Origin of the sequence: Vibrio sp. YQ_11 (genome assembly GCF_043103065.1) — a bacterium.
GTDB lineage: Bacteria > Pseudomonadota > Gammaproteobacteria > Enterobacterales > Vibrionaceae > Vibrio > Vibrio parahaemolyticus.
The window spans coordinates 286,580-310,917 of the sequence record NZ_JBICJM010000006.1; the positions used below are offsets into that span (position 1 = coordinate 286,580).

At 44.2% G+C, this 24,338-nt stretch carries 21 protein-coding genes and 1 pseudogene; 8 read left to right on the forward strand and 14 right to left on the reverse strand.

Going from position 1 to position 24,338, the window contains the following annotated elements; all coding sequences use genetic code 11:
- Positions 1-1,126 precede the first annotated feature (1,126 nt).
- Positions 1,127-1,984, reverse strand: coding sequence for a glutathione-dependent disulfide-bond oxidoreductase (gene yghU, locus ACF8EG_RS03745; protein WP_045546238.1), 858 nt, complete (start codon positions 1,982-1,984; stop codon positions 1,127-1,129).
- 252 nt (positions 1,985-2,236) lie between these two features.
- Between yghU and ACF8EG_RS03750 the strand changes: the two are divergent.
- Positions 2,237-2,347 (forward strand): annotated as a pseudogene (locus ACF8EG_RS03750) (dihydrofolate reductase); the annotation flags it as partial.
- 79 nt (positions 2,348-2,426) lie between these two features.
- Here the strand turns inward: ACF8EG_RS03750 and ACF8EG_RS03755 are convergent.
- The 3 genes from ACF8EG_RS03755 to ACF8EG_RS03765 form a co-directional block, all read right to left on the reverse strand.
- Positions 2,427-3,881 (reverse strand): sucrose-6-phosphate hydrolase, encoded by a 1,455-nt coding sequence (locus ACF8EG_RS03755; RefSeq protein WP_045546239.1) that lies wholly within the window; start codon positions 3,879-3,881, stop codon positions 2,427-2,429.
- A gap of 31 nt (positions 3,882-3,912) precedes the next feature.
- The gene (locus ACF8EG_RS03760) at positions 3,913-4,836 is read right to left on the reverse strand and encodes an aminoimidazole riboside kinase (protein WP_069504840.1); all 924 of its coding nucleotides are present in this window, start codon (positions 4,834-4,836) and stop codon (positions 3,913-3,915) included.
- Positions 4,837-5,001: 165 nt separating this feature from the next.
- Positions 5,002-6,441: a sucrose-specific PTS transporter subunit IIBC gene (locus tag ACF8EG_RS03765; RefSeq protein ID WP_025796071.1), complete on the reverse strand. Its 1,440-nt coding sequence runs from the start codon at positions 6,439-6,441 to the stop codon at positions 5,002-5,004.
- A 235-nt stretch (positions 6,442-6,676) separates the two neighbouring features.
- On the opposite strand from ACF8EG_RS03765, the gene ACF8EG_RS03770 reads away from it, so the two are divergent.
- A complete protein-coding gene (locus ACF8EG_RS03770) occupies positions 6,677-7,663 on the forward strand; it encodes a LacI family DNA-binding transcriptional regulator (RefSeq protein WP_045546242.1) in 987 nt (328 codons plus the stop codon).
- Between the two features lie 63 nt (positions 7,664-7,726).
- Here ACF8EG_RS03770 and ACF8EG_RS03775 read toward each other — a convergent pair whose 3' ends face one another.
- The 6 genes from ACF8EG_RS03775 to ACF8EG_RS03800 form a co-directional block, all read right to left on the reverse strand.
- Complete coding sequence (locus tag ACF8EG_RS03775) at positions 7,727-9,100, reverse strand: carbohydrate porin (RefSeq protein WP_069504842.1); 1,374 nt, start codon at positions 9,098-9,100, stop codon at positions 7,727-7,729.
- A gap of 534 nt (positions 9,101-9,634) precedes the next feature.
- Positions 9,635-10,366 carry a hypothetical protein gene (locus ACF8EG_RS03780; protein WP_025796074.1) on the reverse strand — a complete coding sequence of 244 codons (732 nt, stop codon included), beginning with the start codon at positions 10,364-10,366 and terminating at the stop codon, positions 9,635-9,637.
- A gap of 296 nt (positions 10,367-10,662) precedes the next feature.
- Entirely contained in the window at positions 10,663-11,382 is a 720-nt protein-coding gene (locus ACF8EG_RS03785) for a beta-ketoacyl-ACP reductase (RefSeq protein WP_069504845.1), read from the reverse strand.
- A 267-nt stretch (positions 11,383-11,649) separates the two neighbouring features.
- Positions 11,650-12,453, reverse strand: a complete 804-nt coding sequence (locus tag ACF8EG_RS03790) for a metal ABC transporter permease (protein ID WP_069504847.1) — start codon at positions 12,451-12,453, stop codon at positions 11,650-11,652.
- 2 nt (positions 12,454-12,455) lie between these two features.
- The gene (locus ACF8EG_RS03795) at positions 12,456-13,385 is read right to left on the reverse strand and encodes a metal ABC transporter solute-binding protein, Zn/Mn family (protein WP_069504849.1); all 930 of its coding nucleotides are present in this window, start codon (positions 13,383-13,385) and stop codon (positions 12,456-12,458) included.
- Complete coding sequence (locus ACF8EG_RS03800; protein ID WP_069504851.1) at positions 13,375-14,517, reverse strand: hypothetical protein; 1,143 nt, start codon at positions 14,515-14,517, stop codon at positions 13,375-13,377. The genes ACF8EG_RS03795 and ACF8EG_RS03800 overlap by 11 nt, the downstream gene beginning before the upstream one ends.
- A gap of 206 nt (positions 14,518-14,723) precedes the next feature.
- Here ACF8EG_RS03800 and ACF8EG_RS03805 point away from each other — a divergent pair, with 206 nt between their 5' ends.
- On the forward strand, positions 14,724-15,380 hold the full coding sequence (locus ACF8EG_RS03805; RefSeq protein WP_025525337.1) for a cupin domain-containing protein: 657 nt from the start codon (positions 14,724-14,726) through the stop codon (positions 15,378-15,380).
- Positions 15,381-15,457: 77 nt separating this feature from the next.
- Here ACF8EG_RS03805 and ACF8EG_RS03810 read toward each other — a convergent pair whose 3' ends face one another.
- Positions 15,458-15,697 carry a YdcH family protein gene (locus ACF8EG_RS03810; protein ID WP_005479911.1) on the reverse strand — a complete coding sequence of 80 codons (240 nt, stop codon included), beginning with the start codon at positions 15,695-15,697 and terminating at the stop codon, positions 15,458-15,460.
- A gap of 232 nt (positions 15,698-15,929) precedes the next feature.
- On the opposite strand from ACF8EG_RS03810, the gene ACF8EG_RS03815 reads away from it, so the two are divergent.
- Entirely contained in the window at positions 15,930-16,967 is a 1,038-nt protein-coding gene (locus ACF8EG_RS03815) for a DUF4382 domain-containing protein (RefSeq protein ID WP_069504852.1), read from the forward strand.
- A gap of 107 nt (positions 16,968-17,074) precedes the next feature.
- Here the strand turns inward: ACF8EG_RS03815 and ACF8EG_RS03820 are convergent, their stop codons facing one another.
- Positions 17,075-17,944 (reverse strand): GyrI-like domain-containing protein, encoded by an 870-nt coding sequence (locus ACF8EG_RS03820; protein ID WP_021484368.1) that lies wholly within the window; start codon positions 17,942-17,944, stop codon positions 17,075-17,077.
- A gap of 125 nt (positions 17,945-18,069) precedes the next feature.
- Here ACF8EG_RS03820 and ACF8EG_RS03825 point away from each other — a divergent pair, with 125 nt between their 5' ends.
- Positions 18,070-19,218, forward strand: a complete 1,149-nt coding sequence (locus ACF8EG_RS03825) for a PLP-dependent aminotransferase family protein (RefSeq protein WP_006741414.1) — start codon at positions 18,070-18,072, stop codon at positions 19,216-19,218.
- A 414-nt stretch (positions 19,219-19,632) separates the two neighbouring features.
- The gene (locus tag ACF8EG_RS03830) at positions 19,633-20,661 is read left to right on the forward strand and encodes a hypothetical protein (RefSeq protein WP_069504853.1); all 1,029 of its coding nucleotides are present in this window, start codon (positions 19,633-19,635) and stop codon (positions 20,659-20,661) included.
- 95 nt (positions 20,662-20,756) lie between these two features.
- Here the strand turns inward: ACF8EG_RS03830 and ACF8EG_RS03835 are convergent, their stop codons facing one another.
- Positions 20,757-21,083, reverse strand: a complete 327-nt coding sequence (locus tag ACF8EG_RS03835; RefSeq protein WP_017447924.1) for a DUF4156 domain-containing protein — start codon at positions 21,081-21,083, stop codon at positions 20,757-20,759.
- Positions 21,084-21,307: 224 nt separating this feature from the next.
- Here ACF8EG_RS03835 and ACF8EG_RS03840 point away from each other — a divergent pair, with 224 nt between their 5' ends.
- A complete protein-coding gene (locus ACF8EG_RS03840) occupies positions 21,308-22,018 on the forward strand; it encodes a lipoate--protein ligase (RefSeq protein WP_069504855.1) in 711 nt (236 codons plus the stop codon).
- A 41-nt stretch (positions 22,019-22,059) separates the two neighbouring features.
- Here the strand turns inward: ACF8EG_RS03840 and ACF8EG_RS03845 are convergent, their stop codons facing one another.
- Positions 22,060-22,488, reverse strand: a complete 429-nt coding sequence (locus ACF8EG_RS03845) for a VOC family protein (protein WP_021484233.1) — start codon at positions 22,486-22,488, stop codon at positions 22,060-22,062.
- Positions 22,489-22,721: 233 nt separating this feature from the next.
- On the opposite strand from ACF8EG_RS03845, the gene ACF8EG_RS03850 reads away from it, so the two are divergent.
- Positions 22,722-24,290: a DEAD/DEAH box helicase gene (locus ACF8EG_RS03850; protein WP_069504857.1), complete on the forward strand. Its 1,569-nt coding sequence runs from the start codon at positions 22,722-22,724 to the stop codon at positions 24,288-24,290.
- Positions 24,291-24,338 lie beyond the last annotated feature (48 nt).

The following is a 24,338-nucleotide window of genomic DNA, read 5'->3' on the forward strand; positions in this document are numbered from 1 at the left end:
GTACCTGTGCGGGCTTAAAAGGACAATTCAACCCAATAATTACAGAGCTGAAAAACTAGGGGTAATGAAAATCGGATAATCCAAGATCTTCAGTTGCGCTTATATTACTCACCTTGCGTTTTATCTTGTTAGCTTCGCGTCAATACCAGAGTAATAGAGACGTGATACACAAAAATTGGGATTTATTTTATTGACGACAAATAAAATAAAAAATATCGAAGATAAAACTAGGCACTGGTTAATTATATTTATAATAACCCTAAATAAAATTTATGATTTCGGATATTTTTACCTTAAATAAACATCGTGAAATTTTTAATTTTCATTTTCTTTCATTCAGTCAGAAAGCGAAGAAAAGTACAACTTCCCTTTCTTAAAACTCAATGATGTCTTACGTATTTTTTTGGAACTTTTATTTTCTGGATCAATAAATTGAGTATAGCAATGAGGGACTAAACACCCACTTTTCGCTCTAAACGATAAACCACTATTGTTTAGATTGATACGCTGTTTCTTTACCACTAGGGATTCCAAACAATGGTTATCCTTAATTTGGGTGGCAATTCGATCGCGTACTCCTACCCAATACGCCTTAAACGACGACATCATAAATACCCTCTTTAATGACATGAATAACATACACTTGAGCTTTATTCCGTCATGACGAAGCAGGTCATTATTCCATATAAAAATTAATGAAAGGAATTAATAGCCCCTACTTAGATATGGTTTGGCTCTTTTTCATTTAAGAAATACGCTTTCATCTCATAATGTATTGAGATGCATATAGTTAACACTTTATGACTATTAATTAGAAAAGCGTAAGACGAAATTGTGCATATTCCATACAAAAACAAAGGATATGTCAAAGGTTAATTAGCAATTAATCAGTTATAAAACTAAAAACTAAAATTCATAACTGGCTATTATCAATAAAGACAAAAATAAATAATATCGACTTTACCATTTATAGATTTAGATGATATCAATATACGCAGTTTACTATTATTGAAAAATACATAATCAATAAACATACGACCTATCTATTAATGATATTTAGGTCTTAGTAGAGAATATTGAGGAACGAAAAAGCGCACCTTTAATGGTGCGCTTAACATCTTTTCGTTTAAGGTTTCAGCTTCAAAACATTATCAATGTCTGCAGCACTGTGGCGCTCAGCTAGTTGCTCCCACTCTTCACCCCAAGAGCGGTTAACAATACGACCACGTTTAACACCTTCTCGCTCATCAATCGCTTTCGCCCAACGCACAACGTTTTTGTAGCCCTCCACATCTAAAAACTCGGCTGCATCGTATGCGCGGCCCAGCACTAAGTTACCGTACCACGGCCAAGTTGCGATATCGGCAATGCTGTACTCATCACCACCTAAAAAGGCGTTGTTTGCCAGACGTTTGTCCAGTACATCCAGTTGACGCTTAACTTCCATCGTAAAGCGGTTGATTGGGTACTCGAATTTCTCTGGCGCGTACGCGTAGAAGTGACCGAAACCGCCTCCTAAGTATGGTGCAGAACCTTGCAGCCAAAATAGCCAGTTCATTACGTCGGCACGCTTCGCGCCTTCTGTTGGTAAGAAGTGACCAAACTTTTCTGCCAAGTAGAAAAGAATGTTACCCGATTCAAACACGTTGATAAGTTCATCACCTGAGCGATCAACCAGCGCCGGAATTTTAGAGTTTGGGTTTACTGCTACAAAGCCAGAACCAAATTGGTCACCATCGCCAATCTTGATCAAATACGCGTCGTATTCTGCTTCTGTTACGCCTGCCGCCAAAAGCTCCTCAAACATGATCGTCACTTTCTGACCATTAGGAGTCCCCATTGAGTAAAGCTGGAATGGATGCTCTCCAACTGGCAACTCTTGCTCGTGACGTGCGCCAGAGTCGGGACGATTAATGCTTGCCCATTGGCCGCCATTTTCACTGTCGTTAGTCCAAACTCTTGGTGGTGTGTATTCGTTAGCCATTGTTATTCCTTATCGTGTTTGAATGCACCTGTAGGCTGGTTCAAATCGTTACCAGCAGCAATGCTTAAAAATCCCCACCTTAAATTGGCAGGGCATAATCAAGATATTAGGTCGGAATCTTCAAATAAAAGTCCTGACCTTTCACTTAATTAGAACCTTTGGTTATGGGATTTTCTTTCACGCTATAAGGAAAAACGTTGTGTTAATGTGAGTTAGGTTCGAGATGCTAACAATAATGAGTAAGCCCAACTCGGCGGCACATCTCTGTTTGGTGATTTAGAACAACCGCTTAACTTTACAGTCACTAAGAGCGAAGTAGTGTTAGATACTTTGGTTCAGAATACTTACGTACGTGAAAGATAGTTAGGTTAGATAGTTAAAAAGAAAAGCGCCCTTCACTGAATCAATGAAGGGCGTTTTAATATCTTTGTAATCGAAACCGTTACTTAGCTGATTCAAACAAACCAGTGATGCCTTTCAAAGGGAAAAGCCTTGCTTGCTCCAACCCTCTCAACGTTACCGTATTTAAGTCATCAATAAAGAAACGACTGGTTATCGTGTGTTTGCCACCATTAATGAAAATCTCGATGACAGAATTGTCGATATATATCTCAATCTTCTGCTTAGCGTCCAATCTTGGTGCTTTTCGAATGCTACCAAATTCTTCTGCGTATAAATGAGACATATGACGACGGTCCAGCATAAACTCGTGCTCTGTCGCACTAAAGACGATGTTGTCACCTTTGAGGTTACTCAGCTCAAGTTCAAAGCCATCGCCCTCAAGGTCTAATTGTATCAAACAACTGGTGCTTTCCAGTGTATGGGATTGTGCAAAGACCACCTCTTCTTTTCTTAAACTCTTCAGCTCAGGGAGTGGAGTTTGAACAAGAAAACCATCTTTCAACGTTAGTTCTCTAGGAAGAGACAACATTCCTGCCCACTGGTGTGTGACCGATGGTGTGTCGATTTCTGGCAACCCTATCCATGCAATAAGAATGCGACGCCCATTCTCATCTAAATAGGTTTGTGGGGCGTAGAAATCAAACCCATAATCTGGCTGCAAAATATCTTGGTGGTTTTCTAAAATCATCGACTCTAGGTTCAACTGATCACCCACGATATACGCGACAGAATAGATGTTTTTGAAATCATAAGGATTACTACTGCTCACACCCTGTGGAGAAAACAGCATCACCGATTGACCATTAATCTCAAAGAAATCAGGACACTCCCACATGTACCCAAGGTCAGAAAACTTGGTCTTGATAGGACCTTTATGCTGCCACGTTTTCAAATCTTTGCTTTGATAGAGCGCCATTGAACCATGCTCAGTTTTGGTTTGAGCACCCACCACCATCAGATAATCGTCGCCTTTCTTCCAAACTTTTGGGTCACGAAAGTGCTCCGTGTAATGTTCGTTCTCAATGACCACACCATGCTTTTCAATGTTGCCGTCTGAATCCATGGTGGCAAAGCACTGTGTTGGAATTCGGTTCCAGTTTTGGTCACGCTTGTTGCCAGTAAAAAACAGCAAAGCCTTGTTGTTTTCCACCAAAGCGCCACCCGAATAAACACCATGTGAATCGTAGTCTTGGTCGGGATGAAGACCAACACCATGATCAGTAAAATGGATGAAGTCTTTAGTAGAAAGGTGGTACCAATACTTCATTCCATGGACTGGTCCCACTGGCGTCCACTGGTAAAAGATGTGGTGCTCACCATTGAAATAGCACAACCCATTTGGGTCATTTAACAGCCCAAATCTAGGGGCGATATGAAAACTAGGAAAGCCTTTATCTTGCTGACGTGAAAGTGTCATTTCTTCGATATCACACTGAGGGATTTGCTCAAGTCGGCGATACCTTTGCTCTACAGTCCAACGGTTGTTTAAGCTCATAATTTTTCTCAACTGAAATTGGATCTGAAGATCATTGCCCAATAAATTGCAGCAACTCTGTCTGGGTCGGAAGCGCAGTCATTGCGCCTTTTTGCGTCGTCGCTAATGCACCACAGCCATTTGCCCATTGAATCGCAGAGCTAACAATAAGATGATTTTTCCAATCGTCATGTTGAGACAGACATGCCAGTAGCCCTCCGACAAAAGCATCACCAGCCCCTGTAGTATCAACCGGACTAACGACTTGACCAGTGATCAGCTCACTCTGGCTTTCAAAGACGCGCCAAACGCCTTTCGCACCTTGTGTCACCAAGACCAAAGCAATATTCATAGCGGCTATTTGTTTTAAACCTTGCGCTATCGATGTTGAGTCAGTTAAGAACAAAAGCTCTTCTTCAGAGAACTTAACCACATCAGCCATCGCTACAGCCTTCATTACGACAGCTTGGATTTCTGATTGTTCTTGCCACACTTCATCACGCAAGTTAGGGTCAAAGCTAATGAAACCACCAGCGGCTTTTACTCTTTTGATCGCCTCAAATGTGCTACTTCGACTTGGCTCATTTGCCAGTGAAATCGAGCAAACATGCAGCCAGTCACCTTGCTTAAAGTTAGGAATATCTTCAACAGACATAAACTGATCAGCGCTCGGTTTTACCATAAACGTAAAGCTGCGTTCACCTTGATCGTCTAAATCCACCACCACTGTTGATGTTCTTTGCTCAGGATCTTTAACGAGAAACTCCGTGCACACGCCCTCTTGATCCAGCGTTGATTGCATGAAGCGACCAAATGGGTCATCACCCACACGTCCAAAAAACGCACTCTTACCAGATAGACGAGCAATTGCTACGGCGACATTCGCTGGTGCACCACCGGGACATTTGAGTAAAGAAGTCTCAGATTCCGGTATTAGATCGACAACAGCATCACCAGTTACCCACACTTGATTCATCTTGCTTACCTTAAAATTAAAGCCCTGATAGTCCAACGTGTTGAACACCTTCACTACCAAGTAAAAATTGAAAAAGGCTAGCCAAGCCATTAGTGCTTGGCTAGCACCCCAAACATTTAGGAAAAGAAGTGGATTTTGGGGGACTCCACCCTTAAGGAGTTCAGATTAAGCCGCTGCTTTTTTACCGACTTTAGCGCGGTCACGCATACCAAGAACAATGGTGAGAACAAATGCGGTCAAGAACGCGATCACCATACCCGCGATGTAGTAACCAATCTTATCTGGCGTGATGGAAATGATGCCTGGAAGACCTGCTGCACCCAATGCCTGAGCTTTCACATTAAACATTGTAATGAACGCGCTCGATAACGCCGCAGCGCAAACTGCCGCGATAAATGGGTAACGTAGTTTTAAGTTAACACCAAACATGGCTGGTTCTGTAATACCCAGCAAACCCGTGACACCCGATGGAATCGCAATACCTTTCATCTTCTTATCTTTACTCATTATGCCCACCGCCAACGCTGCAGCACCTTGAGAAACGTTAGACATCGCCGCAATAGGAAAGATAAAGGTGCCGCCTGTCGTCGCAATATCCGCAAGAAGTTGCGTTTCAATCGCAATGAAGCTGTGATGCATACCAGTAATAACAAACGGAGCATAGATAAGACCAAATACCGCACCACCAACAAAGCCAGCTGTGTTGTATAGCCAGTTCAGACCATCACCCAATAGGAAACCGATATCACGCGTGAACGGACCGACGACAGTAAACGTCAGCAAACCCGCTATGAAAATCGCCAGTAATGGCGTTAAAAGGTTGTCTAAAACAGAAGGTATGACTTTACGTAAGCCTAGCTCAACCTTCGCAAGAATGAATGCCGATACCAAAACCGGTAACACTGAACCTTGGTAACCCACTTTTTGGATTTCAAAACCAAGAATATTCCAAACCGGAATGTTGCCAGACACAGATGCGCCGCCGAATCCCCAACCATTCAGCAAGTCAGGGTGAACCATCAACATACCTAGCGCTGCCCCTAAATATGGGTTGCCGCCAAACTTCTTGCTGGCTGAAAATGCCAGCAGAATAGGCAGGTAAACAAACGGCGCGTTTGCAAACGTGTTGATCATGTTCGCCAAGTCTGTCAGTCCTGGATTGGCCTCAATCAAGGAATTACCATCAATAAACAAGCCTTGGGCAGTCAGTAGGTTGTAAATACCCATCAACAAACCGCCAGCGACGATTGCTGGAATGATTGGGACGAAAATATCAGACAGCCCCTTCACTGCGCGCTGAACGATGTTTTGTTTCTCTGCGCCAGCAGACGCAACGTCGTTGGTGGACATTTCACTCATACCCGTCAACTTCGCCATTTCTGCATAAACTTGGTTTACGATGCCTGATCCAAAAATGATTTGGTACTGACCCGCAACTTTGAACTGCCCTTTTACCCCTTCAAGGTTATCAATCGCTTGTTCATCTATTTTTTGCTCATCTGCAACGGCAAGGCGTAAGCGTGTCGCACAATGTGCAAGTGCGGTGATGTTGCTTTTACCACCTAATAGAGTTAACAACTCTTTTGCTACTGCCGGATAATTCATTTCATACCCCATTGGATTATTATCTGAGCTTGCGAAATTTTCGGGAACGTTTGCAAAACAGATTTTTGCTCAATAAAACCAAATGATCAAAGATAAAGCAGAGAGAATGTGAGAATGATCGTCAAATTCTCTCCCTAACAGCAGTATAGGAGGTTAGAATCGCTACTTATCAAAGAGCTTTTCATCTTCTCTTTGCAAACAATCCCAAAAACGAAAAACAGAATGGATATGAACAATGGCGAGTCTGCATGATGTCGCCCGTCTGGCTGGCGTATCAAAATCAACAGTGTCACGGGTTATAAACGATGAGTATGGCGTAAAAGAAGCGACAAAACAGAAAGTCCGCCAAGCAGTAGCTGAGTGTGGCTATGTGCCAAACCAAGTCGCTAAAGATCTAAAATCTCAAAAGACCAATCTGGTTGGTGTCATTGTTCCTCGGGTTTCCTCTCATGCCACATCCCAAGGCGTCGATGGATTAACCGAGGTCCTTGAAAAAGCGGGGAAACATGTTTTACTTGCTAGCACTCACCAAGTCCACGAAAAAGAACTAGAATATATTCAGATCTTTAACCAAAAACGGGTTGAAGGGATCATTCTTTACGCGACCCACCTCGATTCCAAGCTGGTAAAAGCAATTCAAAACTCAGCGGTCCCAGTTGTGCTCGTCGGTCAAGATGGTTCCATGTTTAATATTCCAAGCATCATTCATGATGACTCACGAGTAGGGTTTGAAGCGGGAAATAGACTGGTTGCAAAAGGTTGCCAAACCATGGGCTTTATTGGCGTACAAGGTGACGATATCGCGGTAGATAAGCAACGCTCTGAAGGGTTTGTTCAAGCGCTGCAACACCATGGTTTTGAGCTCGCCTTCCATGCTCGTGGTGACTTTACCATCGACTCTGGCTATTCATTGGCAAAACAACACTTAACAGAGAACCGTAAGCTAGATGGCTTGTTCTGTGCGACAGACCGTATTGCTATCGGTGCGATGAGAGCGATTCAAGAGATCGGGTTAACACCGGGTAAAGACGTTTTAGTGCTAGGAGTTGGTGATGATGAGCTCGCATCAGTGTGCACCCCAACCTTATCAACATTTAACTATGCATTTGATAAAGCAGGTGAAAATGGTGCGAAACTGTTGCTAGATAGAATTGCCAACAGAAGTTTTGAAATGAGTAAGATGGTGCTAACCTTCAAAACAATTGAGCGTCAGTCCTGTTAATGAAAAAGCGCCAAATGAAATCAGTTGGCGCTTTTCTTATTACTTTTTGTCGGTTAGAGCCCTTTAGAACCAAGTTTCCATTTGCAGTGCAAACAGAACTTCACCACCATCCCCCATCGTTGCAGCGCCCGTATCCTGGCTAATCGAGTAGCCATTCAAGTCTTCGCTCCAATCAACGTAGCTAACAGCAAAACGTAGCTCCGGACGGTCAAAGAAACCTGCTGCGGTAGACATCTTAAGCGTTGGTGCAATTGTCGCTTTGTAAAAACTGCCACTTGCTTTATCAATCGCATTGTCTAGGTCCATGTATTGGTATGAGCCTTCATAAACCATCTCAAAGTTTTGTGTAAACTCTTGCGCTAAGCGGATGTTGAACGATGCCCACGTAAATTCATCATTTTTGGCAAAGCGATCTTGGCTGTGCTCTGCTAACAACGCAGGTGCTACACGCCAATTGTCGCCGATGCGTGTTACACCATAGCTGAACAAGCGTACGGCTTTTGCGTCTTCTAGCAAATCACCGTTTGAACCTATGCCTTTAAGTTCCGCCCCCAGTCCATCACCCATCAAAATACCAGTTTTAGAGAAGCCTTCACTCATGCCAAAGAAGGTATCGCCATGGTAGGCAAACATCGCATGTAAACCTTTGTCCGCTGAGCCTTCTGCTCGATCATTGTTATCAGCAGACGTCATGCCGCTCAGCATCAATTGCCAATTACCAAAGCGGTTGTTCATTGTCGCGATATAGTTTTCAACATCCGTTGACGAGCTATCAATCTCACCAAAATCACGACCATAGATCGAGAAGTTTACTTTCCACGAATCGCTCATTTGGATGTCATACACACCTGCACCAGTACCAGATAGGAAAACGATATCCGAGTCAAAGAAGTGAATGTCAAAGTTATCACGGTCAAATCGTTTACCTGCCCAAAACGTTGCGTCAGCAAACGCACTTGATTCAGAGAACATTCTCAACTTGTTTAGCTCAGCATATACCTGACGAACGTTTAATTGACTCTCACTCGCTGTCCATTCGTTATTGGTTTCCGTACTATCTGCCAGCATGATTCGGAACAATGCGCTGGAACCATCACCTGCAAAGCGTTTGTGAATAAGGTTTGCTTCCACATAATGATCATCCTCAACCCCTAATCGTCCAATTGGAGCGCCAATAGCACCAGCTGCCGTCATGTAAGGACCAGTACCCACTGCACCATTCAGATCATCATTAATGAGCAGCCCGGAACGAGCGTAGCCATGAAACTCAAAGCTTGAGGCTTTCTCATTTGCTTCTGTGGATACTTTTTCTGTCTGTTCAAGTCTCTGTTCTAATTCATTAATTCGCTTTTCAAGAGCGTCAACATCTGTTGTTGCGAATGCAGGTGCAGTAACCAGCCCAAGCGCTACTGCCATCGTCAAAGTGTGTAGTTTCATTTCCATAGTCTCACGTAAACTTATACTTAGGTTGTTTGCAAACGTTCCCAAGTAAAATTGCAAACTTATGGTGACTTTAAATACCCATCTAAAGTCTGAATTTCAGAGCGCTCAGACTCAGAGCGTCTCTACCACTTGTATCAATGAAGGCGATAATATATAAAATTTTCGGGAACGTTACCGTAAGGAAGCGATTTTGTTACTTCTATCACGTTCAATTGTGTTACTTACAGAAAAATCATTAACCAGCGCACATTTGAATGGTAATGAGAAACAGGCATTGAAATTCAGCCTTATTAACAGGTGGCATTGTGGCAGAGACGTTGGCTCAACGTCTTTTATAGATTGTCTTGTGGTTAGAGCGCACAAAAAACTTCATAGAATCAGTGAGAGCATTTGGCTCCATGCATTTTAATATCTACAAAACTCATTTTTTGAACATAAATGAGTTTTGTAAAATCCAATAATCTTGCTCATGGTCACATCGGTTTCGAAAAGCCACTCATTACCAAAAAGTAATCAAGCTAATGCAGTCTAATGCATCTCAACGTTATTCTCTTTGGCGACTAGTAAGTATTTAATTTGATGTTGAAAATCTGCCTCAATGATCTCTTCTCGACCTTTGGACATAACGGTGTCGTAAACCATGTTTACATATTCATACGGCAGATATTTATCAAAAACATGAACTATATCGTCGTTAATTAAAATTTCACCGTAACAAGCTAAGTCTTCATCAAACGTATTTTGGTAACAAGATATTTTAGAACTATCCCATCCAGAGTAAAATTTGACACTCTTGACATCGTCATACATCGCAATGAATAACTTTTCGATTCCAAGCTTTCCTTCAGCCTCAAACCTCGACTCAAAGTTAACATAGCCGATAGCAATACCTTCATTAGAAGCTGAGTAATCTTTATTAACTCCGTAGTGGACTTGGTTTTCTCTACGTTTAGAATTGCCAATAGCTTTCCAAGTTAGGCGGTTCCCATCAATATTTTCACCAAATGTAAGCTCTTCTTTGACCTCAATAATTTGGTTCGCCAATTGGTAAGTTAAAGGCAGGTCAAGATCCGGAACGTTAGTGGCAAGACTTAGACCTTTCCTGCTATGTTTTTCGTAAATTACCTGATGTTTTCTTGGCTCGGAGTGAGAGCTTACAACTATCCATCCGCTTTCTTCAGTAGATGGGTTAGTTGATTCGGAGTTACAGCCCAAAATAAGAAGAGTTGACGCGCTAAACAGTACAGTTTTTAAGTACATAGTGAGTATTCAAAGTTAATTATTTAAAACAATATCATGGGCAATAAAATCATACTTTAATACCTCAATAGTTATTCTATTTTGAAGTTAATATTTTTGATTAGCTACATTGCTAGGTTAATAACAGAGAACGATGCCAGAATGAATTACGTGTTCTAACTCTATACTTAATCATACAAATCCGGCAGTACGAAACGAATAAAGTGAACGTGTCAAAAGCCCGAATAGCGTTACCCAACAAAAACGCCCTTCACATAAGTAAAGGGCGTTTGTTATTTGAGATTTTGATTAGCGAGCTATAACACCAACCCACCATCAATCTTGAGCACTTGTCCGGTTATAAACGCACTTTTATCAGACGCTAGAAACGCAACGCCATTGGCGATATCTTGCACCGAGCCCATGCGTCCTAGGGGCGTTTTACTTTCCATCATTTGAATGACTTTTTCTGGCAGGTTCTTGGTCATGTCGGTGGTGATAAAACCAGGGGCAACACAGTTCACTCGGATTTGAGCGCCTTTTCTCGATAGCTCTTTCGCCCAACCTTTGCTCATCGCGATCACGCCACCTTTACTCGCGCCGTAGTTACTTTGCCCAATGTTGCCATCCGTACCCACGATAGAAGAAATGCTGACAATGCTACCTGTGCCCTGCTCTAGCATTACTGGCGCGACGCGTTGAGTAAGTAAGAACACAGCCTTTAAGTTCACATCGATTACGCTGTCCCAATCTTGTTCTAGCATGTCTGGCAGCAATGCATCGCGAGTAATACCCGCGTTATTAACCAGCGCATCGATTCTTCCATGCTGCTCTACAATACTGTCTACCACTTCGCTAACAGCAGCGGCATCGCACAAATTGACTTGATAACTGCTTAGCTGCGCCGACTGGCTCCATTCCAAAGGCGATATGTCTAGCCCGACGACGTGGAATCCATCCTCCAGTAATTGCTCACAAATAGCTTGGCCAATACCACGTGCCGCACCAGTGACTACTGCTACTTTTTCCGGTTTCATCTTGGTCTTCCTTAAATGTTGAGATTACAAACTTGCTTGATCCTAGGCGCTTATCGTTATGTAGGTTTGTGCTTCTCATACGCAAAGGATTTTATTTCGTTAATGAAACTATAGGAATATTCTGGAAGTCTGATGTGAACGAATCAAGACAACTTGATGATGTTTCTGGCGGTTCTCAAGTTGAATACTAAAACATAGAAATGGGGCAAGACACTAACCCATTGAATAAACGCAAAAAAGCACCATTACCGCCAATGGTGCTCTGTATTAACTCTTCATCTGTAACAACACGATTTTTCTCAGCGGTGAGAAGATATTAAAAACTAAACCCATCATAAACAGCGTAATAACAATCGTTGCACCACTAGGCAAATCATACTTTGCAGAAGCTGCTATCCCCAACAAAATACCAATAGTTCCGATACCTAAACTGGCGGTTAAAAAACGTCTACCTTTAAGGCTCGCAGCGCATAAAGCGGGAATCACCAACAAAGCAAACTCTAGGTAAATACCCGTCAGTTTGACCGTGATCGGCATCAAGATAGCGAAGATGAGATAAAAACCGCTACCACGCATAAATTCGGGCTTTGTGCGTACTAGCAACAACATCGCACAAGTGATTACCGTCAACGGCCAAACATCTTGCCATGTCGACCACAGTAGCTGACCATTCAAAATCCCTTGAATGAAGTCAGCACCATGTGAGTCTTTGCTAACAAGCAACACCGCTAAAGAGGCAGATACCACAAACAAGCTGCCAATCATCGGCTCAAGATGCGGATGATTTCGCTTTTCTAATGCAGCAATCAATCCGCATAACAATAACGACATTATCCAAGGGCCAAGCATTGCACCAAGCCAAGATTCCGATAACCAAGGAATCCTCACGTACAAAGTAGATGAGTTTAGCCAATAATGACTAAGCGCCGCCCCCAATGCTGCGACTTGAGCCACCGCAAGGTCGATGAAAATGATCTGCCGCTTTAATACTTGCTGGCCCAGTACGACGTTACCAATTAGCGCAATCACGCCGCACAAAATAGCCGGCGCTAACCATGTGTATTCAGTCATGATCAAAACTTCACAGCACTAGGAGAAACAAACACATCGAGTAATTCAGCAATCACTTCATCGTACAGCTCATCTAAGTTCTGCTCTTTTGACACCGTCAAAGGCAATTGGACGACAGGTTTGTTTGTTCGTTGTTGCAACCACATTGCGGGGCGTTGATCTTGGTGAGATGAATACACAATCACATCAAACGAACTTGCGTCCAACTTTGTCAGTGATTGCAGATGAGAGGTCGTCGGCGATACCCCTGGTTTCGGTTCAAGATCCGCGACTTGAACCATACCTAGCCAATCGAACAAGTATCGGTAAGTGGAGTGATATCCAACGATCCGTTTCCCCTGTAATGGTTGAGCTTTTGCTTCCCATTCGTTGAGTTTTTTTCGCCAATGCGCACGAAACTTCATCCCATTGAGCTGGTAGGTTGGCGCATTCTCAGGATCAACCGCTTGCAAACGCTGAGTCACAACGCGCGAAAGCGTAATCATGTCATTCGCAGCAAACTGCACGTGCGGATTACCATGCGCATGAATGTCACCCATACTGCGATCCACATGTTGATGTGTATCCAGCATACGTACAAAACTGGCAGCGTAAATCATGCTTTTTGCCCCATTTTGCACCGCAGCATTTGAGCTTCGTGCCTGTAGCATAGGCAACCACCCTACTTCTAGCTCTGCTCCAGAACACATAGCCAAATCGGCTTGACGCATTTTCGCAATCAACGAAGGGCGAGCTTGCACGTAATGTGGATCTTGTTTATCGGTAGTAGCAGAATAGATATTTGCTTCCGGAGCGTGGCGTTGCAATAAAGCTTTCCATTCCGGCTCACAAACAAAAATATCCAAAGCCCATGTTGGAGAAGAAACAATGGCAGCAATCGCTGCCATTGTGCCTAAACCTTTAGAGATAAAGGTTAATGACTTAGAACGCATGAGCACCGTGCGCCCCAAAAGTCATGACGTATTGCAATGTAAAGACGTTCTCTTTTTCTTTGTCTTGGTTTTCTGCACGCGTGTACTGCGCACGAACAGTACCAAAGTGCGAGGAATCCCACGCAATCATCGCATCGACTTCTTTATCATTTAGCGCAGTGAAATGCATGTGGTCACCATGAGCATGACCATCGTAGCTTTCCGCTTCGCCGTAACGAACGCCAGCAGACCAGCTAGGGTTAAATCGGTATACACCCGAAACGTAGTATGCTGTTAAGTTATCAGGGGATTCAGCTTCATCTTTAAATTTGCTGTCGACCACACCATCCAACAACATGTACTCGGCAGAAAACGTAAAGTTGCGGTACTTGTAGTTACCATCCGGGGCCCATTTCCAAACAAAATCAGCACCATAAAGATTCGCGCCAGTAATCGCAGCAGTGTGGCTATGTTCATGGTCATGACCGGTATCAGCATGATGATCATGGTCAGCAAATTCTTCCACCTTGCCGTTCTTGTTTCGCAGGTAACTCAAGCCAAATTGCCAACTAGAAGAATCTGAAATGTCGCTACCTAGTTTTAATGTTGAGGTAAATACACCAACGTCAGAACCCTTATCCACTGCCGACATCTTGCTGCCACTTAGCGCCTCAACACCAAATTGCACAAACAGATCTTTCGGAAGAACAAGGCTCGCTCTCACGCCATCATCATAGTAATGCGAACCAAGAAACATTCGGTACGCTAATGGACGCTCAACAAAACTATCGGTATGCATGTGTTGGTTGTTCAAGTAACCAAAATCGGAAAGAAAACGCCCCGCTCGGACATTAAAGCCGTAAGGCAAAGCCAAGGTTTCGATAAACGCTTCTTCCAACATCAGTTCGGTGTCGTCAGCATGGCTTTCCAGCACTGTCGTCAAAGCGCCATGGAATTTATCGTCAATGTTTGCAGACAAACTAAGCTCGGTATGTCCCAAGCCAAACCCTTCCTCTCGCTCTGAGTTATGACGCTGTCCATCTTGGTAATATCCGTCCAAAACGACACCAATTTGTGGATTCGACAACGTATCGGCAAAAACAGGGGATGCAAAAATGCTACCGATGACTAGAGAAACCAATTTTTTATTCACTACTTTTTCCTTATTGTTATGTTATAACATATGATTTTTAAGTTGTTATAATATAACAATTATCATTACACAAGGAATAATTGAAAATAGAACCCATTTGTATTCAGAAAACCGTTGAACATTGCTTAACCAACCATTGCATCAAATTACGTTTTTAAACGTATAATTGGAGCAAGAACCGACAAAATAAGTAACGGTATTTCAGTATGTTGAATATGGATTTTTCTCAAAGGGTCGTCATCGAAACAGGCAGCCAAAATTGGGTTGCTAGCCCCTCTCAAGGAGTGTGGCGTAAGCCATTGGAGCGAGAGGCAAAAGAATCTGGTCACGTAACCAGTGTAGTGAAGTACGAAGCAGGATCGCGTTTTTCTCCTCACCTTCACCCTTACGGAGAAGAAATTTTTGTGCTCGATGGTGTCTTCTCTGACGAAAATGGCGACTATCCCGCAGGTTCTTATCTTCGTAACCCACCCGGCAGTCAGCACGCGCCGTTTAGCGAGAAAGGTTGTGTCATTTTGGTCAAGCTCAATCAATTTGATCCGAATGATCTTAAAACTGTTCGAATCAATACTCGAGAAACAGAATGGTTGCCTGGTATTGGCGGACTACAAGTGATGCCGTTACATGATTTTAAGCACGAGCATGTTGCGTTGGTGAAGTGGCCCAAAGGAGAAAAGTTTCAACCTCACAGACACTTTGGTGGAGAAGAAATTTTTGTGTTATCTGGCGAGTTTAGGGATGAACTAGGTATATACCCAACACATACTTGGTTGCGCTCGCCTCATATGAGTGAGCACTTCCCTTTTGTAGAAGAAGAAACGGTAATTTGGGTGAAAACAGGACATTTGCCGCTCGGAAGTTAAATGGAAATGCGAAACTTTAAGGGCATAACAAACAAGTAAAATCGGCTCGTTAATACGAGCCGATACTCATTGCTTGGTTAAGAACCCATAATTCGGGAGTGCAGCCAGTCTTTTAGCTCCGCTCGATTATGTTTGAGCACATTCATGGCGTGGTCGTCTATCGGGCTGCCTTGCAGCTCTAATACACGAATCTCTTTATCGAGTGCGTTATAGTTTTTAACGTTTTCAGCAAATGATGCATCGTTTTGACTAAGCTGAGTGATGGTATCCAAATGTTCTGGGAATTCATGGGTTAATGAGTGATTTTCACCTAACATAGAGACCTCTTGAGTGGCGTTATTGATGTTTGTCTTGCTTGTTTTTTAAGCAATTCAACATTAACCATAGCACTTCATTCGGGGTGATATCGTCGAGTTGACCACACTTTTACGTAACGTATTTAATTTACAATATCTTAACTATTTGGTATTCAAAAGCCCCCGTCTCCTGCGCAAAATCTTATCATTTTCTACTACATTTAATAGACTTCCCACTAAGAAGGTAACCCCAATGAACACCATAAAATTCAGCCTAGTTGGTGCAGCGGTGGTAGTCGCACTCTTTGGCTGTAACTCTGACAGTAATACCATCACCACGACAACTCCTGTGACTCTATCCGTCTCTGATGCGCCGATAGACGACGTTTCCGAAGTGGTCATCACTTACAGCAAAGTTGCTTTCCTTCCTCTTGATGGCGGATCACCACAAATTTTTGAGGTGTATAAAACCGATGAAGAAGGCAATTACGTGGATGAAAACGGCAATCTAATTCCTGATGGTGAAGATCCTCTGCCGTTGAGTGTTAACTTGCTCAACTATCAAGGCAGTGATGTTCAAGAGCTGGTTGAAGATGAAGTGATTCCTTCTGGCAACTACAAGTTGTGTGTGTTTGCCAATGATGGCGATCACCCCGACTACCCATCGTATGTGATTGACGAAGCGACAGGAAATCAAATCCCACTGACCGTCAAAGGCGATGGTGCTTGTCCTCAAGGCGTGGGTAAAGAGCCTAACTCTGGGGTATTGTTCTTTAACAACACCTTTGCGGTTAATCCTGATAACAATGAATTCGTGGTCGAGTTTGATCTGCGTCGAGGCTTAAAAGACGGAACGGGTCAAAATGAAGGGTACAGTATTCAACGCACTTCGGTGACCTTGATCAACACCGTTACGACAGGTGAAATTCAGGGCGATGTCGCCGCACAAACCTATGCAGATTGCGAAATTGATACGTCCAGTGCAAACGACTATGCGCACGCCGTTTACTTATATGAAGGCAGCGTCGCCAAAGAGGACATGGGGCCATTTGCTGGCGAAGACGGGAAAGCCACGCCAATTGCAGCAGCCAACGTGGTTCCAGATATTGAGCAAGTCAATTACGAATACGAGTTTGGTTTTGTAGAACCCGGCACCTACTCGGTTGGCTATACCTGCACTGCAAATGATGACTCTGAAGAAGGTATTGTCGCCGGAGAAACCTTCAGTATTTATCAAGCAACAAGTGGGTTAGCGGTATCGGCTGGGGCCGATACGGATGCCAATTTCTAGCCACCACCTATCAAGAGATTCTAAAAATAAGGCAGCGCTTGTTTTGGGCTCTGCCTTTTCGTTCCATGCGACTGCATTCTTTTCGCCAAGCCGCGTGTTTCTGATGCTTAGAAAAAACTGATGGGTAGATAGAAATCCAGCTCAAACGCCTCATCATGGCTGAGGAAATGGTTTTTATGATAATGAACATAAGCGGGCGTGGAACGTTGCTTAAAGCCTGAGTTAGGCAACCACTTCTCTAATACCATACTCAGTTGAGGAAGAAGCTCACCATATACTCCCGTTAAGCGAAAAACAGCATGTAAACCACCCGGAATCGTCATTTGATTCACGACACCGCGTACTTTGAGCGGCTTATCAATCGCCATACAAGCCACATAACGACACTTGTCGAGCTCAACCCAAGCAGGGTTGGAGTGATGCAAACCATATTGAACCGAAAAGTCCCGATTCTCAGAACTTGCCCACGCTTTCAAAATCAACCACGCATTGCGAATGGAACGGTTATAGCCCTCATGTCGAACATACGCCGCAAAGCGTTGTGGGACCTCCATAATTTTTGGTTCTGGCAACTCGCGTTTCGCAACCCGATGATAACCCGCCGCCACTTCCGGATCCTTCAAATACGGTTTTTCTGCGACTTGTAAATCATGCTTTCGCCACGCACCAGGTGACATAGCGAACGTCGCTTTAAACGCTCGGCTAAAAGAAGATACCGAGTTAAAGCCGCACTTGTTAGCAATGTCTAGCACCGATGAGCCGGTATCAAACATCAGTTGATTGGCGGCGTATTCCATTCTGGTACGGCGGATATATTGATGGATGGATTCCCCCACGACATCTTTAAAAATACGATGGAAGTGTTGTTCAGAATAGGCTGCTACATCTGCTAGCTCTTTAGCTGATAAATCTCTGCTAATGTCCTGGTGAATGTAAAACAGCACGTCATTGATTCTGGAAACTTGTTGATGGCTCACGGAGTAAACTTTCGCTCAAATAGCATAAATGGACATGTTTAACAGCATAAATGGACACACCAAGCTTGGCAATTTACCTATACTATTTCTGACATAAAAAAAGACAATTACGAGAAGCACAGCACATGGAAATCGCACAGTCATTACAACAAACTAAGTCATCCTACATTCGAGAGATCCTCGCAGCAGCGAGCGATAAGAACGTCATTTCTCTTGCGGGTGGCTTACCGGACGAAAAAACCTTCCCGATCGACTTAATGAAACCGACGCTCGAAAACCTCGCGAACATGCCAGAGGTATTTCAATACGGCGCAACAGCAGGCTACGCACCGCTACTTAACTTTTTGACCGATTATTACCAACTGCCAGAATCTCATTTGGCGATGATCACAACGGGTTCTCAGCAAGGGCTAGATTTGATCGCGCGTGCGTACGTGAATCCGGGCGATAAAGTGGTGATGGAAGCACCAAGCTACCTTGGTGCTATGCAAGTATTCGGTTTAGTGCAAGCCAACATCGTGACCGTTTCACAAACCGAGTGTGGCCCAAACCTTGAAGAACTTGAGCAATGCTTTGCTACGCAGCAACCAAAAATGTTCTACGCCGTGCCCGATTTTCACAACCCAACGGGCGTATGCTGGGCGCTAGAGACTCGCCAAAAAGTTGCCGAGCTTTGTATCCAATACGACGTTGCATTCATTGAAGACGCACCATACCGCGAGCTGCGTTTTTCTGGTGAAGCTCTGCCGCTGGTTTCGGATTTCTGCCCGCAGCACTCCATCGTATTGCGTTCATTCTCCAAAATCGCCTCACCAGGCTTGCGTATTGGTGTGGTAACCGGCAAACGCAGTTACCTTGAGCCACTCATCAAAATCAAACAAGGAGCAGATCTGCACTCTAGTATTCCTATGCAAGCATTGCTGCATGGTCTACTTCAACATGACAACTTCGAAACACACATTTCAACCATCTGCGCCCTTTACAAATCGCGTTACGATGTCATGTTTGCTGAGCTGCAAAAGCAGCTGCCAGAAAGTTGCGTACTCAAACCTGTCGATGGTGGCATGTTTGTCTGGGTCGAAATTCCAGAATGCGACACGTTCGAACTTGCGAAAACTCTACTCGCAAACTGGGTTGCTGTGGTGCCAAGCCCGGTATTCTATCCGGAAGGTTCCAAGGTAAAAGCCGCTCTGCGTCTTAACTTTACCAATGCCACACCAGAAGAACTGACGACGGCTGTCACTCGACTTGCGGATGTACTTAACGCTTTGTAATTGAGTACCGCGCATTAGAACCTGCCTTTGAGATTCGAAAAAAGTCTCAAAGGCAGCATCAAAAAAGTTCCCCAAAAAAATTTATATTTTTCCTTCAAATCAACTCTCTACAGTAAGTGCCTGTTTTCTCTTGATCCTCTCTCTCATATAAAAATGAGAACCTAATCACGTATTTGATGGTTAGAAAAGTTACGTCTATCTTTCAGACAAAAGACATCAACTTCGCAGCATTAATGCTCTCAATTTCAGACACTTTACTCAGTCGTGGCTTAGCGATTGAGAAAACGACTAGAAAGCATCTGCGGGCATGCCCACTACGAAGGATTGACCAAAACCATTCTGAATGTCGCGAACCAGTCGCTTGATTGGCAATTACGTCAGTGAATCGCACCAAATGACAGAGGGGTTATCAGGATGAACACTCGAACCACGACAGGACTCGTCGCCACTGGCTGGTCCGTTATCTTTTCACTTTTTACCGCATTCGCCGCGTATGCGAGTACGTCTCCAAACTGTAGTGACGTATTAGCGGGCAACACAACCGCCGTATCGCAAAAAATGATGGTCTTATTGGGCGAAGACATCACCAAATCCAACCGCATCACCACAGTGATTCCCGCCCAAAACAATCCATTTGTGACCGAAGAACTGGTCTCGGTGTCCAATGACGTGTCGCCCAATGGACGTCTGCCACAAAAGACTTTGGAAGAGATCAGAAAAGTACGCTCAGATTTAGAAAAAGCCGCACACGAAGTAAGCCGATTACAGGGCACTTTTGAAGTCGCGTTCGTTAGCTTGATTGATGGCTACTGCCAGTTCTCGAATCACGAACTTACTCAGCATGCCAAAATCGACTTTGACCATTTGGAAGGTCTAACGCTGTATTCAATCCCAGCGCTGTTGGCAATGGTGGATCAATCGTACGCGATGGCTGAAAACCGCCTAGCAAACGAGCAAAACCAATTGAGCAACATTGAAAAAGAAAAACAGAGGCAGAAACAGCAAGCAAGTGCTGCGGCAGCCGCTCGTTACCAAGACGGTAACGTGTTGGTGAAAGTCGAGAATTTTGATGGTTCTAACGTGATGTTTTCCGTCACCAACGTAGGTTCTCAAGGTTCATTGCAGCCAAACTTCAACACATTTAGTGCCTATCGCACCGACAGTGGAGAGTTGGTCTATAAGTCAGAATCTTTACTGCATCTGGCTGATACGGCAGGCAACACGCTGCAAACTATGGGCATTGCCGAGCTTTCATCCAAAGGTGGAAACAGCTTGTCGATCTCTCCAGGAGAAACTCGAAAATTCGTCACCAGTATTGCTTCAAAAGTCGCGCCACACGCGCAATTAAGCTTAGAGTTTCCGGCCAAAGTACTCAATACAGAGCAAGATTTCACGCTGTCGTTTTCCGACTCTATCGCGGTAGCAACAGCCAATGTGAATTAACGGCGAGAGAGAACATAACGAACAAACCCATGTTTGTTGAGCGTGTCAAAGACAGGCGAGCAACGCCTGTCTTTCAGTTATGAGCAAGCAAATCGCTACTGTTTGCACTTGTAAGCGTTTGCAAACATCGTCACTGACGTAGAAAAGCTTAACGGTTGGTATAAATACAAGGTATCTGCGCCTAAATCTGCCGCCTTGATGCGCATTTGGTTTAGTGTACCCCAAACCATGTCTTTATCTGCGTGAAGCCAGTAGTCGTAAAAATGCCCTTCTGAGCCGATCACGGTACCCATTAGTTCACAGTTTTCAATCGCATTCACATTATCCCAAAGCACCTGTACTTGCTCAGATTCTTGAGTTGGGAACGTCACACACCCCGTTAATGATACCGCTAACGCGAGACACATCACTCGCTTTTTCATATTCATATCGCCAAAAAATTTTATAGATGGCGGATTTTATGAGTTGCTTATGCGATGACCAACAAAATATTTCTATCGCGCGTTCAAGTAGAACTAATGGACAACGGAAAAACCAAAAAGTGGCCACGCAGCTAACGAGTAAAAACCTCGCAATCACAGACCTAGCAATAAAACCGTATCTGAGATAAAACAGTAACGATTAAATACACACGAGGGATAGAGTTTTGGTTGCTAAGAATAAGCTAATTCGCTACACAGCTACGGAAGTCGCTGATGCATTTGAAAAAGAAGATGAGCTCATTAAACAAGTTCAATCCAACCAACTCTCGCAAGTGCTATTACTTTGGCAAGTAAAAAGCCCGACGCTCGTGCTTCCCGCGGGCAAGAAATGGCCAGTGTCTAATGAATTGGAACATGCGTTAAATACGTCTGGCTGGAAGCTCTTTTCTCGTAAAACCGGTGGTGCACCAGTCCCTCAGGTACCGGGTATTATTAATCTATCCCATATCTATCACTGGCCAGAAGGTGAGCCTTACAACATCAAAAAAGCGTATCTCGATTTATGTGCGATATTAACGGTTTTCTTTGAACAGCTAGGCGTGAAAGTGGATGTTCATGCTACGCCTTATTCCTACTGCGATGGCGAGTATAACCTCAACATTGGCGGGCAAAAAGTCGTGGGAACCGCGCAGCGTGTTTTGCTTAAAAAAAGCGGCGGACAAGTGGTATTGTCACAAGCATGCATTCTGATTGATGCCGACGTCGAGAAGATTGTCGAACCAGTACGATTATGTAATCACCTTTGTGGTCATGACGATGATATTCGTGGTGATGTCCACACACCGCTCTTCCATCATATATCCGACCGCCCATCGGTAGATTCACTCTTTCAGCAATTGACGAGTGCGTTTTTAACGCATGCAAAAGCTGAGTAATGAAAGGAGCGAGCCTCACCCTTGCTCCGAACAGCTTCTAGCTATTGGATATAGTCATTTCGTTCGCTGCCTTTCTCCGAGAAGTACTCGATAAACTCAAACAGCATACCGTGGTCTTCTAGATAGTAGACGTTCTTTCTAAATGGGTGTTCGTCGCCTCGGTGGTCGAGCTCATAACCTGCTTTGCTTAACCTTTCGATGAGGGCTTCTACATCCGGAACCACAATCCCTATGTGTTTAAAACCTGTGAAGTGTGATGTCCAATGAGTAGCGTCGCCTTTTCCTCCCGACGAGATGGCAATATAAGAATGATCATCACCTACGTGAAACCATTCAATTGGTCGGCCAAACCAATTATCTATTTTTCCGCCGCCGCGCACTTTCCATTCAGGGATAGCGGCGGTCAAAAATTGGATCATCTTTTGTGCGTCAACGACTGAGATATTGGCATGTTCTACATAACTGCTCATGTGTTTTCCTTTGGGTTCTTGTTTTTTGTTGTTAATGCAACTCTAGAACCTCAAGCTAAGTTTAGGTAAAGAACCTATTTTTGCCTGCCAAAAATAAATGAGATCCAGTTCAAATATTTATCCATGACGGAATTAGTTGAAGCCTGCGCGTAAAAGCCTCAGAATGTCGCACTTTTCGCACCGATTTGTTTTCGGCGCGTTGTTATCTAACTCTACAATTGAGAATCATACATATGGGTTTTACCTCGTTAGGTCTATCTGCTCCAATCCTTAAAGCTATTCAAGAGAAGGGCTACGACACTCCCTCGCCAATTCAGGCAAAAGCAATTCCTGCTATTTTGGAAGGGAAAGACGTAATGGCAGCAGCGCAGACTGGTACAGGTAAAACTGCAGGCTTTACGCTACCGATTCTTGAGCGTTTATCGAACGGCCCTCGCGTTCGTGCTAACCAAGTTCGTGCACTTATCCTGACGCCAACGCGTGAACTTGCGGCTCAGGTGCAAGAAAACGTGTTTATGTACGGCCGTCATCTTCCACTAAGCAGTGCGGTTGTTTTTGGTGGTGTGAAGATCAACCCGCAAATGCTGCGTCTTCGCAAAGGTGCGGATGTGTTGGTTGCGACACCAGGCCGCCTGATGGATTTGTACAACCAAAATGCGGTGAAGTTCGACCAACTAGAAGTTCTGGTACTAGATGAAGCAGATCGCATGTTGGATATGGGCTTTATCCGTGACATTCGTAAGATCCTAGCTCTGCTACCAAAACAACGTCAGAACCTACTTTTCTCTGCGACTTTCTCGGATGAAATCCGCGACCTTGCGAAAGGCTTGGTGAACAACCCGGTTGAGATTTCAGTGAACCCGGTAAACTCGACGGCGAGAACAGTTGAGCAAAGCATCTACCCAGCAGACGTGAAGAAGAAAGCTCCGATGTTGGTTAAATTGATCAAAGACGGCGATTGGAAGCAAGTGCTGGTGTTTACGAAAACGAAACACGGCGCAAACCGCCTGGCGAAGTTCCTTATAGAACAAAACCTACCGGCTGCTGCCATCCACGGCAACAAGAGCCAAGGTGCGCGTACCAAAGCACTGGCGGATTTTAAATCGGGTGAAATTCGTGTGTTGGTCGCGACGGACATTGCTGCACGCGGTATCGATATTCCTCAATTACCGCAAGTGGTGAACTTTGAGCTACCTAAAGTGGCAGAAGACTACGTTCACCGCATTGGTCGTACTGGCCGCGCGGGCGAAGTAGGTAAAGCGATTTCACTCGTGTGCGCGCTAGAAGCATCTGAGTTGTTTGCGATTGAACGTTTAATTCAAGAAGTACTACCACGTAAAGAGTTGGAAGGTTTTGCGCCAACCAATGTGGTGCCAGAATCTAAACTGGATACTCGCCCAATCAAACCGAAAAAACCTAAGAAGCCGAAAAAACCAAAAGCGCCAAATGCTGCGGGTGAAAACGCTCCAGCAACCGAAAAGAAAGCAGGCAATGGTGCAAACAAACCTAAACGTCGCTTCAACGGTGGTAACAACGGCAACAAAAACAGCACCAATCAAGGTGGTGCGGGCAAGCCTAAAGGTAACCGTGAAGGCCAAGGTCGTGCACACAGCAAACCAGATGACCGTAAACCTAACGGCAACAAGCCAAATGGCAATAAACCGAGTGGAAATAAACCAAACGGTAATAAGAGTGGCAACGCTGGTAAACCGTCTGGTAACCGCAAGCCAAACAATGCTAAGCCTGCAGGAAACAAACCGTCAAGTCAGCGCCGTAAACCTCGTCCGCAGGCTGCAAACTAATCTGTAAACGGCCACCGATAGCAAATACAACAAAGCCGCTTATAATCT